This is a genomic window from Paenibacillus sp. FSL H7-0737 (genome assembly GCF_000758545.1).
Classification (GTDB): Bacteria; Bacillota; Bacilli; order Paenibacillales; family Paenibacillaceae; genus Paenibacillus_AQ.
The window spans coordinates 3,372,965-3,389,292 of sequence record NZ_CP009279.1; the positions used below are offsets into that span (position 1 = coordinate 3,372,965).

Sequence of the window (16,328 nt, forward strand, 5' to 3'; positions counted from 1 at the left end):
ACATCAGGAGGAACAAGGAATGACAACCGTTTTATTTGTAAAAGCAAACAATCGACCAGCAGATCAGTCGGTAAGTGTTAGATTATTTGAGGCTTTTTTAGCGAGCTATAAAGAATCACATCCAAATGACACTGTAGTAGAGCTGGATTTATACAATGAGGAATTGCCTTACGTAGGTGCAGATATGATTAACGGAACATTTAAGTCTAGTAGAGGATTAGATTTAACAGTAGAAGAAGCAAAAGCAGTAGCTGTTGCTGATAAGTATTTAGATCCATTCCTTGCAGCTGATAAAGTCGTATTTGGGTTCCCTTTATGGAATTTAACCATCCCAGCTGTACTACACACATATATTGATTACTTAAACCGCGCAGGCAAAACATTTAAATATACACCAAAAGGTCCAGTAGGGCTTATTGGAAATAAAAAAATAGTGTTATTAAACGCAAGTGGTGGTGTGTATTCTGAGGGACCAAAAGTTGATTTAGAGATGGCTGTTAAATATGTAACAAGTATGATGAACTTCTTTGGTGTGAAAAATATAGAGACTATTATCATTGAAGGGCACAGCCAATTCCCTGATAAGGCAGAAGAGATTATTGTCGCAGGGCTTGAAAAAGCTGTTAAAGTATCAAGGACGTTCTAAATAACCAAGCGTGTATCAGTCTATATAGGGCAGTACCAACACTTTTATAGCGGTGGTGCTGCTTTTTTATTCGCCTATTTCACTATTTTTGGGGATTACCTAAAGTCGATAGAAAGAAGGATTACATTACAATGGAACGGTTATGGACAAAAAACTATATCATGCTGACCCTTACAGCTTTATTACTATTTAGTGGATTTTATTTACTAATGCCAACATTGCCTATGTTTATCAAACAACTAGGTGGAAGTGAATCTCAAGTTGGATTAATAATTGGAGTGTTTACAATATCGGCAGTAATTTTTCGTCCTATTATTGGAGGATTAATGGATCGGTTTGGTCGACGTGCATTTATAATAAGCGGATTACTATTTTTTGCTATAACCATGTATTTTTATGATTGGGTAACAGGCATTATATTTTTAGTAATATTACGTATCCTTCATGGAGTCAGCTGGGCAGTTGCTACAACTTCGATAGGAACGGCTGTGACTGATGTTATTCCACAATCTCGTCGTGGAGAAGGAATGGGATGGTATGGACTAGCAATGACATTAGGAATGGCGTTAGGACCAATCATTGGTCTTTGGGTAACAAAATCTTATTCATTTCATTACCTATTTCTTCTATGCACAGCATTAGCTTTGATTGCATTCATACTTGGATTTGGTGCAAAAATTCCAACAGTTCAAAACACATCAAAAAAACCAATATCATTTTATGAAAAAACAGTTTTACCTATCGCTATCGTTACATTTTTCTTATCATTTACTTTTGGTGGTATTACAACTTTTTTACCACTGTTTGCGGCAAATATTGAAGTTAACACGGGTACTTTTTTCTTAGTGTATGCAGTCACACTTACAGTAATTAGACCACTTACAGGGAAGATATCCGATAAGTATGGGGAAGGGGTCATTATTGTACCTGCTCTCTTCATATTGATAGTCGCACTATTCGTCCTAACAATGACTAAAGGAATTGCTGGAGTGGTTATTACAGCTATTTTGTACGGAATTGGATTCGGATCAGCTCAACCAGCGCTTCAAGTAGCGATGATTCGATTAGCCCCACCAGCGAAAAGAGGTGTAGCGAACGCTACATTCTTTACTGCTTTTGATTTAGGAATTGGTTTAGGAGCAATACTACTTGGATTTGTTTCACAGCTTATGGGATATCAGATGGTATTTATTACTTGTGCTATATCTGGGTTTATTAGTCTGGTGCTTTTTATATTGATTGTAAAAAAGACACTAAAAACAACCTGAACCTTCGTTATCAATAAGACAGTAAACTTGATTTCATGGGTTTATATGATAGGATTTTGGATGAGGCAAGGCTCTATTAAGATTAAGAATAGGAGGTTAGGTATGCAAGAAAATACATTGATAGCCTCGGATTTCAGGTTTTCAATTAATCTCCCTGAAGACGCTATCGCTTCCTGGCATCAAGAACTTGAGGTAATGTACATCTTGCAGGGAACTGGGGTACTACAGTTGGATGACAATCAGTTTACCTATGAAGTTCAGCAGGATGACATTATTGTATTGAATAGCTACCAACTGCACGCTTTAAATATGAAAGGTTCGGGCAAGGCGCTATCGCTGTTTATCTCGCCGGCATTTTTGGCAGCTTTTTGTCCTGAGATTGAAAGTATAATTATAGAGTGTAAGTCTTTTCTATACCCTAAGGACGAACAAGCTCGCTTTAATGTAATCCGAAGTGAGTTCGCCAGTGTATTCCAGGCCTATTACAAAAACGAATCTCGTTTACCTATACTAATGCGTAGTCGTGTAGGTGTACTGCTGAACAGTCTAGTGCATACTTTTCTTGAGCAGAACAAGCAGAAGGATCCCTCCAAATCCTCAAGTAAGGAAAGATTGCGCAAAGCAACCGACTATCTCCACCGACATTATCGGGAAAATATTACTCTGAGTGGACTAGCCTCCACTATCTATTTAAGTAGCTCCTACCTGTCCCATTTATTTCAGAAACAGCTTGGCCTTACTTTTACTGCCTACCTTACAAATGTCAGACTGAGTCAGGCAGTGGCACTTCTTCGTAGTGAAAGAACGATCACGGACATCGCCTCAGAAGTTGGATTTCCAAGTACCAACGCTTTGATCGACGCCTTCAAACGGCGCTTTGGTGTTACACCAGGGCAATACCGTCTAGTAAATGAGCATGATGCGACAGATCCACAGGAGAACAGAATGGTCACAGCGGGATTTTCGACCGATTTCACTTCACTAATGCGGCATTTGCATCACAACGAGCACTCCATTGTCCAACCTCAGGTCAATGAGGGATATGATCTTCATGTGGACACTGGCCGTAAGATTCGGACGCTGAGTCATAACTGGCGGACGTTGATTAATGCAGGTTACGCCAAGGATCTGTTGAATGGCGCGGTACAGGCGCAAATACGAAAGCTGCAAAAGGAGATTGGCTTTCGCTATATGCGCTGCAAAGGTCTGTTAGACGATGACATGATGCTGTATGTCAGGAAAATGTCTGGTAGCGCAGATTATAACTTTGTTTATGTAGATGAGGTACTGGACTTCATGCTTTCAGTGGAGTTAAAGCCTTATGTTGAATTTAGTTATATGCCTTCTGCATTAGCGAGGGAAGCCGTGTTTCCATTTAAGAGGCCAAGCATCCTTTCTATGCCTGAGCATCTTGACAAATGGCTCGACCTTGTGACTTCCCTTGTTAGGCATTTCATTGATCGGTATGGGATTGAGTCCGTGCGGGAATGGAGATTTGCTCCTTTTGTGAGTCCAGAGTTTTCAGGATATGGTGTGTTTACCATGGAAGAATACTGGGTGCTTTACCGTGAAACCAGCCACGCCATCCGTGCTATCGATCCGCAGCTACATATTGTTGGTCCAGGAAGCAACATTGATTCTAGTAATTTTATCAGCGAATTCCTAGTGTCTTGCAGTAAGGGGAATTGTTTGCCCGACTCTCTGGCTCTACGTGCTTATCACAGCATCTTACCGGGTCAGGAAGACACTGGTCTTCAGCTCATGGCAGAGGATGAAGCTTTTCCACTTGCGGTAAGCGGCGATGAACAGTTTATGAAACACGCGTTACATAAGGTCAAAAAGCTGTTGCGTCAACGTGGTTTCGCTAGTCTGCCTGTGATTCTTGAAGAGTGGAGTAATAACATATGGCAGCGTGATTTGTGTAATGATACCTCCTACAAATCTGCTTTTCTTTTCAAAAATATTCTGGAGAATTACGACCACTTTGAGGCTATGGGATACTGGTCGCTCAGTGACCATATGGAGGAAATTGTTCCTTCGTCGGATCTTTTTCATGGCGGGTTTGGTTTATTCACTCGCGGAGGTTTGCCCAAAAGCTGTTATCGGGCGCTGCAATTGTTGCGTTATGCAGGAAGCGGTCTGATAGCTGAAGGTGATGGGTATTTTATAACTTCCTCGAAAGGTGAAATACAGATATTTCTATATAATTATTGTCATTATGATACTCTATATCGCTACCGTCATACCACTCACTTGACTCAAACCGAACGTTACAACGTGTTCAATATACGCAATACCCGTCAGTATCACATTCGTCTAGACGGCTTAACGCCGGGTGTTTATACAGAGCGAAGGTATTCAGTAGGTCCGGCTGGGGGAAGCGCCTTTGATGAATGGTTGAATATGGGGGCACCTAAGGACATGCGTCCAGAAGAATGGTCTTATCTTGAAGGTCGGTCCCTGCCGTTATTTCAAATACGTTCGCTGCAAGTGACAGCAAATTTTGTGGTAAATGCTGTTGTACAACCACATGAGGTACAAGTGATTAGATTAACACGTTAAATAGAGAATAGTATAACAAGGATGACTTTAGTGTTGTCCTTTTTTGTTTTTTATATTGTATTTTTGCTCTCGACATCATTTTTGAAATCGCTTTCAATATTAATGATAAAAGAAGGATATAACAAAAGAAATAATGCGATATTTTTTCTGCAAACCCAAACCTATAATTGAGTTATGGCAACCAATACAAATCGCCGCAAATCATTTTACCATACAACATTTGAAAAGGAGTAATCATCATGGAACGTAAATATTCGCAACAGCTTCTTACATCGATGCTAGAAAGGCAACATGTAATTAATGAAAATGGACTGGATATCCTGATTAAGCCTATTCCTGAAACCGATGAGCCTGGTGTACTGGATCCTCGCTTTTATCAAAGTATGGAGTCAATCCTAAAAGGTTTCAAGGGAATGCTGGTTAAGATGATGTTGAAAGGCAGCCGAAAGAAAAATATCCAAAAAAGTGCAGCCCAAATGCGCAAGATGATGAATGGCGTGAACAGCATTCCGATTACTGAAGGTGTTGATGTGAGGCATGCTACCGTTCAAAACGGTAATGTTGCTGTCCCGGTACGAATTTACACTTCGCAGAAGAAGAGTGGAGAGTTGCAGCCAGTGTTCTATTACATCCACGGAGGCGGTTTCGTAGCAGGAGGACCCGAAGTAGTAGAGGAGATGTGCAAGCTTGTGGTTGCAAATACGGGCTGTGTATCGATTCAGGTTGATTACCGCTTAGCTCCGGAGAACCCATACCCCGCTGGGCTCGACGACTGTTATACCGTGTTGAAATGGATATATGCTCACGCCGAAGAATTTAATGGTGATCCGAATCGCATCTGTATTTCCGGTGATTCCGCAGGTGGGAATTTAGCCACGGTATGCGCAATGAAAGATCGGGATGAAGGAACGCAGATGGTAAAGGCACAGGCACTACTATATCCAAGCGTGGACGCAGCAGGTATGCAGGAACATATGCAGCGCAGAGATGTTTATGAAATATCCCCTTCTCAGGAAAAAGAAATTAGATCTATATTGGATCTGTTGAGCGGTGGTTTAGGAACTGTCGGCTTAGGTGAATATCTGGGCGTGCCCGATGATACAATCCCTTATGTGAGCCCGCTGCGAGGAGATCTGAAAGGGATGCCGCCTGTCATTATTTTGTTTGGCGAATATGACTTTCTGCGGATTGAGGATGATGCATATGCCTTAAAGCTGAAGGAGTCGGGCGTCAAAGTGAAAACGGTACGGTACAAAGGACTTTCTCACGGCTTTGCCGATCAGGTGGGGGTCACACCGCAAGCGGAAGATAGTTTGATTGAAATTGGGAATTTCATGCTGGAGAATGTGTAATGAATTATATTCAAAAGCCGCTCATTGCGGCTTTTTTTATTGTTCTGAAATTACTATTAAATCTTGTCATCAGGCACATTCATGCTCCGGCTATATTGTAAGTTTAGACCTGTCGTCATTCAAATGAGTGTTAACCACTCTACTGAATTATCTGGCTTAATATGCTAAGCTTTATATAGTAGAGCATTATACTGCTAGAGTTCAGTGATTACCATAATAGGAGTGATATTTTGCAGACAAAGATCAACCTAGAAGGCGAATGGAAGTTGCAATTGGATGAGACAAAACAGGGACTAACCTTGCCTTTTACAGATGTTATCACACTGCCGGGAACAACGTCATACGCACGTAAAGGACCAAAGAACGAGGAAGTTTTAGTAAGCGCTCTAACCGATGAATATTTGTTTGAAGGGCAAGTCTGGTTTGCAAGAGAGGTATTCATTCCGGATGAGCTGGCTGGTAAGGCCTGCTATCTATTTTTGGAACGGACGAGACTTACGACGCTTTGGCTGGACAATACGGAGATCGGTAGCCGTAATAGTCTGAACACCCCGCATATATATGAATTGCCGAAGCTACAAGCTGGAATTCATACAATCACCGTCCGTGTGGACAATATCGATTACCCAACCAAAGGCGGACATTTGACTTCACAGGATACCCAGACCAACTGGAATGGAATTACCGGTCGTATGGAGCTTCAGTTCTATGGGGAATCGCAGCTTACTAATATCCGATTGGAGTCGAATCTGACTGAACGTACGGTTCGTATTACAGCAATTTTGGACAGCAACAGTGAAACTACGCTTGCGGTGTCTGCCCAAAGCTTCAATAGTGAAGAGACACACGCGGTGGACGAGCGTGAGTTTCCTGTTTCACCGGGGCTTTTTTCCGTCGATTATGTGCTAGGACAAAACGCGTTGCTCTGGAGTGAAGGCGCTCCCAATCTTTATAATATAACCCTTGTTTTGAAAGACAGGGATGGACATATTACTGACCAACAGGAGCTTATCTTTGGTTTGAAGGAATTCCGAGCGGAGGGCGACAAGTTTACAATCAACGGAGAGAAAACCTTTCTCCGCGGCAAACATGACGGCCTGATCTTCCCGCTCACCGGCTATGCCCCAACTGATGTCGAGGAATGGGTAAGAATCCTTGGCATTTCCAAGTCCTATGGTATCAATCATTATCGCTTCCATACCTGCTGTCCACCGGAGGCTGCATTTACCGCTGCGGATATGCTTGGGATCTATATGCAACCAGAACTTCCATTCTGGGGTACAATCACGGAAAAAACCGATGATGGCCATAATCAAGCAGAGCAGGATTATCTGATCAGTGAGGGTTATGCCATTCTCCAGGCCTTCGGCAATCATCCCTCCTTCGTGATGATGTCCCTTGGTAATGAGTTATGGGGCAGTAAAGCTAAAATTGATTCTTTCCTGAAGGACTATAAAGCGTTCGATAATCGGATTCTCTATACACAGGGCTCCAACAACCACCAATGGGTACCGGAAATTCTGGAACATGACGATTTCTTCAGTGGGGTACGCTTCTCCAGAGACCGACTATTTAGAGGCTCTTATGCCATGTGTGATGCACCACTAGGACATGTACAGACTGCCTTGCCGAGTACAATGAAGGATTATGATGATCAAATCGTACCTTTGGATCTCTTAGATGGAGAGAAGATCGAAGATACAGCTGGCGGTGAGATCCAGATTCAGTATGGTACCGAAGCCAAGACCGTGAAGGCAGATGAGGCATCCGGAGAATGGATACCGCATATTCCTGTTGTTTCGCATGAGATTGGACAATACGCAACCTATCCAAATTTTGAAGAGATCGAAAAATATAACGGACCACTCAAGGCCGAGAATTTCAAAATTTTCCGTGAACGCTTGGAAAGTAAGGGACTGGGGCATTTAGCCGCTAAATACTTCGAATGTTCAGGTCAGCTGGCCGTAGCCTGTTACAAAGAGGAACTCGAGGCGGCATTCCGCTCCCGGCGGCTTGCCGGCTTCCAGCTCCTGGATCTCCAGGATTTCAGCGGTCAGGGAACAGCATTAGTAGGTGTCCTCGACGCCTTTATGGATTCCAAAGGAATGATTAGCCCTGAGGAATGGCGAACCTTCTGTAATGATGCCGTTCTGCTGGCGAGATTTCCTAAGTATAACTATGTCTCCGGTGAACCGTTCGATGCTCATGTAGAGCTAAGCTGCTTCCGCAGCGGTTTGCCAGATACACTTGAATTACGTTGGGAACTGACTGTCGATAACGGTATTTTGGCAGAAGGGACAAGCGAGGTGAACGTTCCTGCAGGAACGAATTACATCAATATCTGCGATTTGGAAATAACGCTGCCTGTAGTTGACCGGATGAGTACAATCGTATTGTCTCTCTCGATACAGGGGACAGATATTCGTAAGAGCTACGATCTATGGATTTACCCAGAAAAGAGCGGCAATATGCTGGAAGGCATCCATGTATTCGACAAGCTGTCTAGTGATGCGCTTGCACTGCTGGAGCAAGGTGAGAACGTGCTGCTGATGCCGAAACCGGAAACTCTCCAAAATGCTGTCGAGGGTTATTACTGCACAGATTTCTGGTGTTACCCAATGTTCCGCTCTATCTCAGAGAGCATGAACCGGCCAGTTCCTGTGGGTACCATGGGGCTGTTAATTGATAACAGCCATCCTGTATTCCACGAGTTCCCTACCGAGGAGTATTCAACATATCCATGGTGGAATATCGTTCAGCACTCAAAATCCATTATCATGGATGAAGCTGATCGAAGTTGGAATCCCGTGGTGCAGACCATCGACAATTTTGAAAGAAACCATAAGCTTAGTTTCCTCGTGGAATGCAGCGTAGGAGCAGGCAACTTACTAGTGTGCGCTTTAGATGCAGACAAGGTAAGCAATACGCCTGAAGGAAGACAGTTCTTATCAAGCCTTGCGGGTTACATGAAATCCGCAGCGTTCAAACCACAATACAAAGCAACTGTTAACGAGCTTCTTGAGTTAATCAAGTAGGGGTTTGCTAAGACTCTTCATTGTATTTCATATGGATGAACAGAACACAGGGACAGTGATTCTTTATATACGATGGACCGTTTAACAGCAGAGCAGCGATTCTCTAAGTCACGAGAGAACCGCTGCTCTTTTTGTGCTAGTCAGGAGGCAGACTTCAACTTCAACAGTGTAATCATCCTCTAGCTTGTGAGAGTTTCGGACTCCAGTGAACCTATTGCTCAGAAAGAGGCTCCCCAGTGGCCTTTCACGGCTTGAGGGAACTCCTTTTTTCGCGTTCTACAAACGGCTTGGTTCTAGAATAGTTGTTTGTATTTATCTGCAACTGCGCAGATTAACAAACGATTTCACAGGGTTAGGGGCCTTCGAAAATGATAACCCGATGCTATCATTGGTAATGAAGCTGGATGAATAGAATTGTAAGCGCATTAACCGATGGCGCCAGATCCGTTCTTAGTCATGAACAGCGCCAAATTAAGCAGGATTTGGGGGAACGGGAGAAGACATGAAACAAATATTATTGAACGATCTAAAGTGGGAAGTCAAGGGGTACTGGCCTTGGGTGCCGTTAAAGGGCACCAGCATGGAGCTAGGGCAGGAATTGATGGGAGTTACAGACTGGATGCCAGCTACTGTGCCGGGTGGAGTTCATTATGATCTCTACAGACAGGGCTGGATTAGCAATCCTTATGAAGAGTTGAACAGCTTAAGCTGTGAATGGGTAGAGAACCGTTGGTGGGTTTACCGCACGACTTTGAAACATCCTGAGCTGAAGGCATCCCGAGTTGAACTGGTCTTTCAGGGGCTAGACTATGAAGCAGCTGTTTACGCCGACAATATCCTGTTGGGTGAACATAAGGGAATGTTCGAACCTGCTGTATTTGATGTTACAGATCTCCTCTCGGAGCGGGAGAGTCTGGAAATCTCAGTGCTACTGAAGCAGGCACCGGATGAAATGGGTCAAATCGGCAAAACTTCGGCCACCTTTACGCAGAAGAGCCGTTTTAATTATAAATGGGATTTCTCCACCAGGTTAGTTAACGTCGGAATCTGGGATGATGTGGTACTGAGGGTTCACCGGGATTGTTCTTGGCAAGACGTGTCGATCACTACAGATGCGGACCTTGGTGAAAATGACGGGCAGGTGTCTGGTCGAATTTCTATTCAGGCAAGCATCAAACAGATGGCTGGTCCTGAACATACAGGAAGGCTGACAGCGAGCATCACTTGTTCTGATCCGAAGGGGAATCCGCTGCTGGTTCAGACGTACTCTGTTCTTGCGGGAGAAGTTGTGAACACGGAGCTCGAAATACCTGAACCTCAGCTATGGTATCCAAACGGTTACGGAGAACAACCGCTCTACAGCCTTGAGTTGAAGCTAATGGACGAAGACGATATGGAGCTCGATACACGAAGCTTACAGACAGGCATCCGCAAACTTAATTATATCCTTAATGAAGGAAGCCCCGACAACGCGCTACCTTATACGGTTGTGATCAACGGGTGCAAGATTTATATAAAAGGGGTAAATATGACACCCTTGGATCATCTCTACGGAAATGTGACGGTCGAACAGTATCAGCAGATGATCCATCTTATGAAAGCGGCACATATCAACCTAATTCGGGTATGGGGCGGTGGAATCATTGAGAAGAAAGCGTTTTACGACTTATGTGATGTAAACGGCATTATGGTCTGGCAGGAGTTCATCCAATCGAGTTCTGGCATTGATAATATTCCATCCAAGCAGCCAGAGTTCCTGGAACTGCTGCGTAAGACGGCTTGCACCGCACTCTGCGACAAACGCAATCATGTATCACTAACGGTATGGAGCGGTGGAAATGAATTAATGAGTGAACCAAACAAGCCTTCAGACCTCAGTGATTCCAATCTGGCGATGCTAAAGGGGCTGGTAGAGCAGTATGATCCGCAGCGGCTCTTTCTGCCGACCTCGGCATCTGGTCCGGTGGAGTATATTACGGAAGCCAACGGCCAGGGGCATGATGTTCATGGCTACTGGAAGTATATGGGCAACCCCTATCACTACGAATTATATGGCAGTAACGATAATCTGCTGCATAGCGAATTTGGTGTGGACGGTCTGAGTTCTCTCAAAAGCCTAGAGAAATTTCTGAATGAAGCCAACCAGCAGCCTGTCTCGATGGAGAACAGCGCCGTATGGAGACATCACGGGGAGTGGTGGGATACGCTAAGCCGTGAAGAAGAAATGTTCGGTAGCATGAATGATTTGAAGCAGTTCTCTGCTTGCAGCCAATGGATGCAGGCAGAAGGAATCCGCTTCGTGCTGGAGGCTAACCGTCGCCGCAAATTCCGGAACAGCGGCAGCATTGTCTGGCAGTTCAACGAGCCATGGCCGAATGTGTCTTGCACCAATCTTGTAGATTATTATGGTGAAACTAAAATGGCCTACCACTGGGTGAAACAAGCCTTCCGTCCGCAGCATGCTTCGCTAGATTATCGCAGCCTACTTTTAACGCCTGGTACTAGATTTCATGGAAATGTATTCGTACATGGTGTGGATGGAAGCAAGGTAAAGGTTGATGCAGAAGTGCTAGATGCAACGGGCAGAAGCCTATATCGGCAAACCTTCGAGGCAGAAGGAGACAAAGATCGTGCTGTCTGTGTTGGGGAGTTGAATTTCAGCGTGCCTGAGCCTGAGGATCTATTATATTTTGTCAGATTGTCATTCCGGAACATTGAAGAAGAATCGCAGCAAAATTTATATGTGTTCTCTACCGCTAACCAACATCTTTATGCCCCAGCACTTGATCTTACAGGTGGCAACCTTCAGGTGCGGCAGGAAAGCTTATGGCAACCTACTGGTGTAGGAAAGATAAGTCACCAAGCTCACTTCACTCTCCATAATACTGGTAGTGAAGTACTGTTACATGTACATGCAGAGGAGAAGGGGGACCGCTACTGGATGGAAGCAGAAGAACAGTTCCTCACCCTTTTTCCAGGAGAAAAAAGGACGGTGACGGTTACTTGCACACCAAAACTGTCGGGAGGATTTCTGGCTGGGGAGAATTACTGTAGTACCGACGGTCTGCCAGAAATTAAATTTTGCTCGTTTCTGACAGCACATGGCGATACGATACCAGATGAAGGAGAAGGAATTTATGAGTAAATCATTATGTTTTGTACCGGGGAAATACGTTCCGCTAAGTCGCTTTATTCTGAGTGGTGGATCTGAACCCATTGCTCTACCCGTTACTAGGGCTGTGGCCGATTACTTAAAATTGCACAACGCAGAACTACTGCTAGCCTGCTTGCGGAGCGGTGAAGTGACTTTCCACAGAGCCGCTTGGTCAACCCTGCGAGAGGATACAGTCGAGGCTGAGAACGCTGATGGAACCCAGAATTCAGAGGAAGGAGTGTTCGTATTGGTCAGCCCGTTGCTGACCAATACGCTTCCAGTAGTGTCACACTGGGATAACAGTGCTGCTGAGGGGAAAGGCGGCTTCCGTTATGGTGGGACCGACGGCATCGGGACCCTGCGGATGGACGAAGCTGGAGAGAAGGTTGTAGCTGAGCATGTAGTGCTCTATAATAACGATCCAGATAGCCCTTATGTATACAATACCGAAGATTATCAGTTGTTCGGCAGTAACGAAGGGGATAAAGCACTTAAAACCCCGCAATTTGAACGCTATATTGGTGACCGCTACAGTCTCTATGCAGTAGATGATTTAGTTGCCATCTCCTTGAGCGACCGTATCCTGAAGACCTTCGGGTATCCGGTGGTCTTCTGTAATGAAACCGCTGACGATGGGGCTCTTTTAAGCAATGCGCCTGTGTTTCAGCTCATCAGCGGCAGTCTGTTAGTTACGAAGAACGGTCAGCATAGCCTTGCGTCCTATATTTTGCCGCCCAATTGGAGTGCGAAAAATGTTAAGGGCTATCCGCTGTTATTCAACGGTTATTATGATGCCAATGAAAATACCTTCAGCACTGTAGGTCCCTCATTTCTGGAAATCATCGGAAAGACTCTAGCCAGCACAGGCAAAGGTGTTGTTGGTGTTCTCTGGAACGGTGAAGGTTACATCGGCAGCCGCTCCCTGCAAGGCTCCATTTACGCCGGCATTGGGACGGCAATTGCCAAAGGCCAAGATAGCTATGGTGGTGATGCGGAGCAGGTTGTGGCCGTAGGTGGCTCACGCGGTGGGCTGACCGCGTTGCTGGCGGGAGGCAATCCTCTAAGGCTGCCGTATCGGGTGCGGTACACATTGTGTTATGCACCTCCGCTAATTCTGAATGGGCTTACCCGTGAGTTTGCGGAAGGGGCATGCCCGTTGATCTGGCATGTGGCAGAGGTGGACACCGGTTACCGGGATATCTGGAAGAAGGACTGGCGGCATCCTCAGACCGGAAGATCAGGTATCGAGACTCTGCTACAGACACTTACGGGAGCTGGTAACTCTGCAAGTCTGCGGGAAACGACCGGACTGGAATCCGATTTCTTCTTAGACGGCCTTAAAGCGAGCGGCACTAAGCTACTGATAAACCACGGCACGCATGATGCCTTTACCCTCAGTCGATTCAGCTTTGCCTTCGCGGCCTTGGTCCGGCGTCACGGCATTCCACTTCGCCATGAGATCGGCTACCGCTTCGGGCATAACAACTGCACGGACCTTTACGAGCAGGCTGCTCTGTGTCTAAAAGCTATACTACAGGAACAGGAGCTTGAATTCACGGGGACGGTGCATTATCGCAGACGCAGTCCAGCTGCGGGCGAGTGGGAGCAGACGGAACGTTTTGTTCCGGTTCATCAGCCAGTTTTTCTGGAGGCACCGAAGTTCGTAGCGGTGGGTAGTCCAGTGGCTTGGACTCTTTATGGAGAGCCGGGAATGGAATACCGCCTAGAGCTGGGAATCCTAGATCAGCAGGCTTGGGAACAGAAGCAGCAGGTAGTCCGTAATGAGTGCATTACCCTCGCGTCCGGTGTTTTACCTGACAAACAGCATCCTCTTGAACTCTGCTCATGGCAGGATGGGGTAAGTCAACTCGCTGACGGGCAGCATGCGGGTTATTATCTCTATGAGTTATCTTACAGGCTCAAGGGTGAACAGGACTGGAACGTAGTATCTCCATCCCGTGTGCCGCAGCCCGGCGTGGAGCCGCAGGCGGTTCTCCGCATTTTGGAGGAGCAGCCCAATCCGGCGAGCGAAGCATTTCGAGCGGAAGCAGCCGTCCTATGCATTAGCTCAGGGCTAAGTGAGGCCTAAACAAAGCGTCATACCATGAACATAAGCGGTGTACGACCATTCCGGTGCGTACATCGCTTTTTTTGAAATATAAGAAAGTATAAGTTTCATACCATACACAATCTCTTATATTTCTCGCATGATTGCTTGCCAGCAAAATAAGTAGCTTTACAAACGCTTTCGCAGGGTTACCGGATTTCGAGGTTTTGTAGGAAGCGCTATCATTTAAATATAACAACTATACAACGCCTGACCGGAGTGAATTCTTGGCTTCGGGAGGAAGGAAGGACAGGAGCATGATTGGAAGAACCACTGAACTAAATCCTTTAATGACTAAGAAAAAGAAAGGTTATCCTGTGCGGCGTCTATTTAGAGATTGGTCATCTTGGATATTAATTGTCCCTACGCTGTTTGCCTTTTTCTTTTTTTCCTGGCAGCCGCTGGTCAAGGGCATTGTGCTCTCATTTTTCAATACAGAGGGTTATAATGCCGTAAGCTTTGCCGGACTCCAGAATTACAAGGATGTGATACAGAATTCAGCATTTCAGCAGACACTGACCAACTCTTTCGTGTATGTGTTCTGGTCGCTGCTGATCGGTTTTGCTGTACCCATTATAGTCGCAGTTGTGATCAATGAGCTCAGGCATGGGAAATCGTTTTTCCGCTTTTCGGTCTTTTTTCCGAGCATGGTTCCCGGCATTGCTGCCTCGATGTTATGGATGTTTCTGTTTGAGCCTGGGAAGGGCGGCGTGCTGAATATTATGCTGAGTGCTCTGGGATTCCCGGTGCAGCAGTGGCTTCAGGACCCGGACATGACGATTATGCTGATTATTTTCACGATTACCTGGCGGAATTTCGGGGGAACGGTGCTGCTCTATCTAGCCAGTCTGCAAAGCATTAATCATGATCTGTACGAAGCGGCTTCCATCGATGGTGCGAATGTGTGGCGGAGATTTAAAAGCATCACCATTCCGCAAATCTCCAGCATGATCGGATTGATGATGATTTTGCAGATTAGCGGTGTATTCCAGATTTTCAACGAGCCTCTAGTCATGACCGAGGGTGGGCCAAACAATGCTTCGATGACGTTGATGCTGCAAAGTTATTATTATGCGTTCCGAAGTTTTGAAGCAGGGCATTCCATGGCGCTGGGGGTTATTACTTTTCTTGTTCTGATGGTGCTAACTATTATTTATTTCCGGCTGGATAAGAAATTGAACAGGGAGTAGAAGCTATGAAAACAAAAGAAGCATTTGGTATTATCGGCAATATAGAATATAGATCACCTTGGGTGCGCGTGCTGTACTGGTGCATGTTCATTCTGATGATTGTGCTTGCCGCCGTCTGTATTCTGCCTCCGGTCTGGATTATGGTTTCGAGTCTTAAAGACATCAAAGAGTTCTATGCGATCCCGCCCACCCTGATCCCTCGCTCATTCAATGTTGGCAAGCTATGGGAGACCTGGCAGGAATTTAACTTTTTCAGTTATTATCTGAATACGGCTTACTTAGCCGTCGGTTCTGTACTGTTCTGTCTTACGTTTAACGGGCTGGCAGGATATTTTTTTTCCAAGCTGAAGCCTCGAGGGAGTGCACTGCTGTTTGCTCTGATCGTGTGGACCATGATGGTTCCGAATACAGTCGGTATGGTGCCGCTGTTCAAAAACCTGATTGATTTTCCACTGCTGCACTTGAATCTGACCAATACCTACTGGCCGATGTGGTTTATGGCTGCCGTGAATCCAGTGGTAATTCTGATCTTCAAGAACTTTTTTGATACCATCCCACTGGCGCTGCTGGAAGCGGCCAAAATTGACGGAGCGAGCACCATCGGCATTTTTATCAGGATAATCCTCCCGCTTAGCGGACCAGTTATGGCCACAATTACAATACTAACGATGAACAGTGTCTGGCAGGACTTCTTCTGGCCTTTTATGGTGCTGAAGGATAAATCGACCTGGTCGGTCATTGTGGCCATCTATAATCTGAAAGCGACTTTGCCGCAGGACATTCAGTTTATTGCGCTGACGTTTGCGATTCTGCCGCCGATTATTCTGTTTGTTTTTTTCCAAAAGTACATTATGAACGGACAATCCATGGGCGGCAGCATTAAAGAGTAACATCACCCGATCACAAACCATTTCACAGTTTTGCCCCGTAGGGTGCTGTAGAAGGTGCGTGGTAAGATGATTTCAGATTTAAAAGAAAGCGCTTTACATGTTGTGAAGAATGCTTTAACAATAA

Annotated in this window: 9 protein-coding genes; all 9 read left to right on the top strand. The window is 45.3% G+C overall.

The window, feature by feature from the left end:
* Positions 1-19 precede the first annotated feature (19 nt).
* The 9 genes from H70737_RS14620 (at position 20) to H70737_RS14660 (ending at position 16,204) form a co-directional block, all read left to right on the top strand.
* Entirely contained in the window at positions 20-646 is a 627-nt protein-coding gene (locus H70737_RS14620) for an FMN-dependent NADH-azoreductase (RefSeq protein WP_042188331.1), read from the top strand.
* Positions 647-777: 131 nt separating this feature from the next.
* Positions 778-1,914 (top strand): MFS transporter, encoded by a 1,137-nt coding sequence (locus H70737_RS14625; protein WP_042188333.1) that lies wholly within the window; start codon positions 778-780, stop codon positions 1,912-1,914.
* A gap of 102 nt (positions 1,915-2,016) precedes the next feature.
* Positions 2,017-4,476, top strand: coding sequence for a GH39 family glycosyl hydrolase (locus H70737_RS14630; protein ID WP_042188335.1), 2,460 nt, complete (start codon positions 2,017-2,019; stop codon positions 4,474-4,476).
* Positions 4,477-4,715: 239 nt separating this feature from the next.
* Positions 4,716-5,828 (top strand): alpha/beta hydrolase, encoded by a 1,113-nt coding sequence (locus tag H70737_RS14635; protein WP_042188337.1) that lies wholly within the window; start codon positions 4,716-4,718, stop codon positions 5,826-5,828.
* A gap of 230 nt (positions 5,829-6,058) precedes the next feature.
* The gene (locus tag H70737_RS14640) at positions 6,059-8,863 is read left to right on the top strand and encodes a DUF8487 domain-containing protein (protein WP_042188339.1); all 2,805 of its coding nucleotides are present in this window, start codon (positions 6,059-6,061) and stop codon (positions 8,861-8,863) included.
* Between the two features lie 502 nt (positions 8,864-9,365).
* On the top strand, positions 9,366-12,008 hold the full coding sequence (locus tag H70737_RS14645) for a glycoside hydrolase family 2 protein (RefSeq protein ID WP_042188341.1): 2,643 nt from the start codon (positions 9,366-9,368) through the stop codon (positions 12,006-12,008).
* The gene (locus tag H70737_RS14650; RefSeq protein WP_042188343.1) at positions 12,001-14,106 is read left to right on the top strand and encodes an alpha/beta hydrolase; all 2,106 of its coding nucleotides are present in this window, start codon (positions 12,001-12,003) and stop codon (positions 14,104-14,106) included. The genes H70737_RS14645 and H70737_RS14650 overlap by 8 nt, the downstream gene beginning before the upstream one ends.
* Before the next feature lie 275 nt (positions 14,107-14,381).
* Positions 14,382-15,314 (top strand): carbohydrate ABC transporter permease, encoded by a 933-nt coding sequence (locus H70737_RS14655; protein ID WP_197071202.1) that lies wholly within the window; start codon positions 14,382-14,384, stop codon positions 15,312-15,314.
* A 5-nt stretch (positions 15,315-15,319) separates the two neighbouring features.
* Complete coding sequence (locus H70737_RS14660; protein ID WP_042188345.1) at positions 15,320-16,204, top strand: carbohydrate ABC transporter permease; 885 nt, start codon at positions 15,320-15,322, stop codon at positions 16,202-16,204.
* The last annotated feature ends 124 nt before the right edge of the window (positions 16,205-16,328 follow it).

Coding starts and splice junctions, on each gene's coding strand:
- H70737_RS14620 (WP_042188331.1), top strand. CDS start 20: ATGACAACCGTTTTATTTGTAAAAGCAAACAATCGACCAGCAGATCAG.
- H70737_RS14625 (WP_042188333.1), top strand. CDS start 778: ATGGAACGGTTATGGACAAAAAACTATATCATGCTGACCCTTACAGCT.
- H70737_RS14630 (WP_042188335.1), top strand. CDS start 2,017: ATGCAAGAAAATACATTGATAGCCTCGGATTTCAGGTTTTCAATTAAT.
- H70737_RS14635 (WP_042188337.1), top strand. CDS start 4,716: ATGGAACGTAAATATTCGCAACAGCTTCTTACATCGATGCTAGAAAGG.
- H70737_RS14645 (WP_042188341.1), top strand. CDS start 9,366: ATGAAACAAATATTATTGAACGATCTAAAGTGGGAAGTCAAGGGGTAC.
- H70737_RS14650 (WP_042188343.1), top strand. CDS start 12,001: ATGAGTAAATCATTATGTTTTGTACCGGGGAAATACGTTCCGCTAAGT.
- H70737_RS14655 (WP_197071202.1), top strand. CDS start 14,382: ATGATTGGAAGAACCACTGAACTAAATCCTTTAATGACTAAGAAAAAG.
- H70737_RS14660 (WP_042188345.1), top strand. CDS start 15,320: ATGAAAACAAAAGAAGCATTTGGTATTATCGGCAATATAGAATATAGA.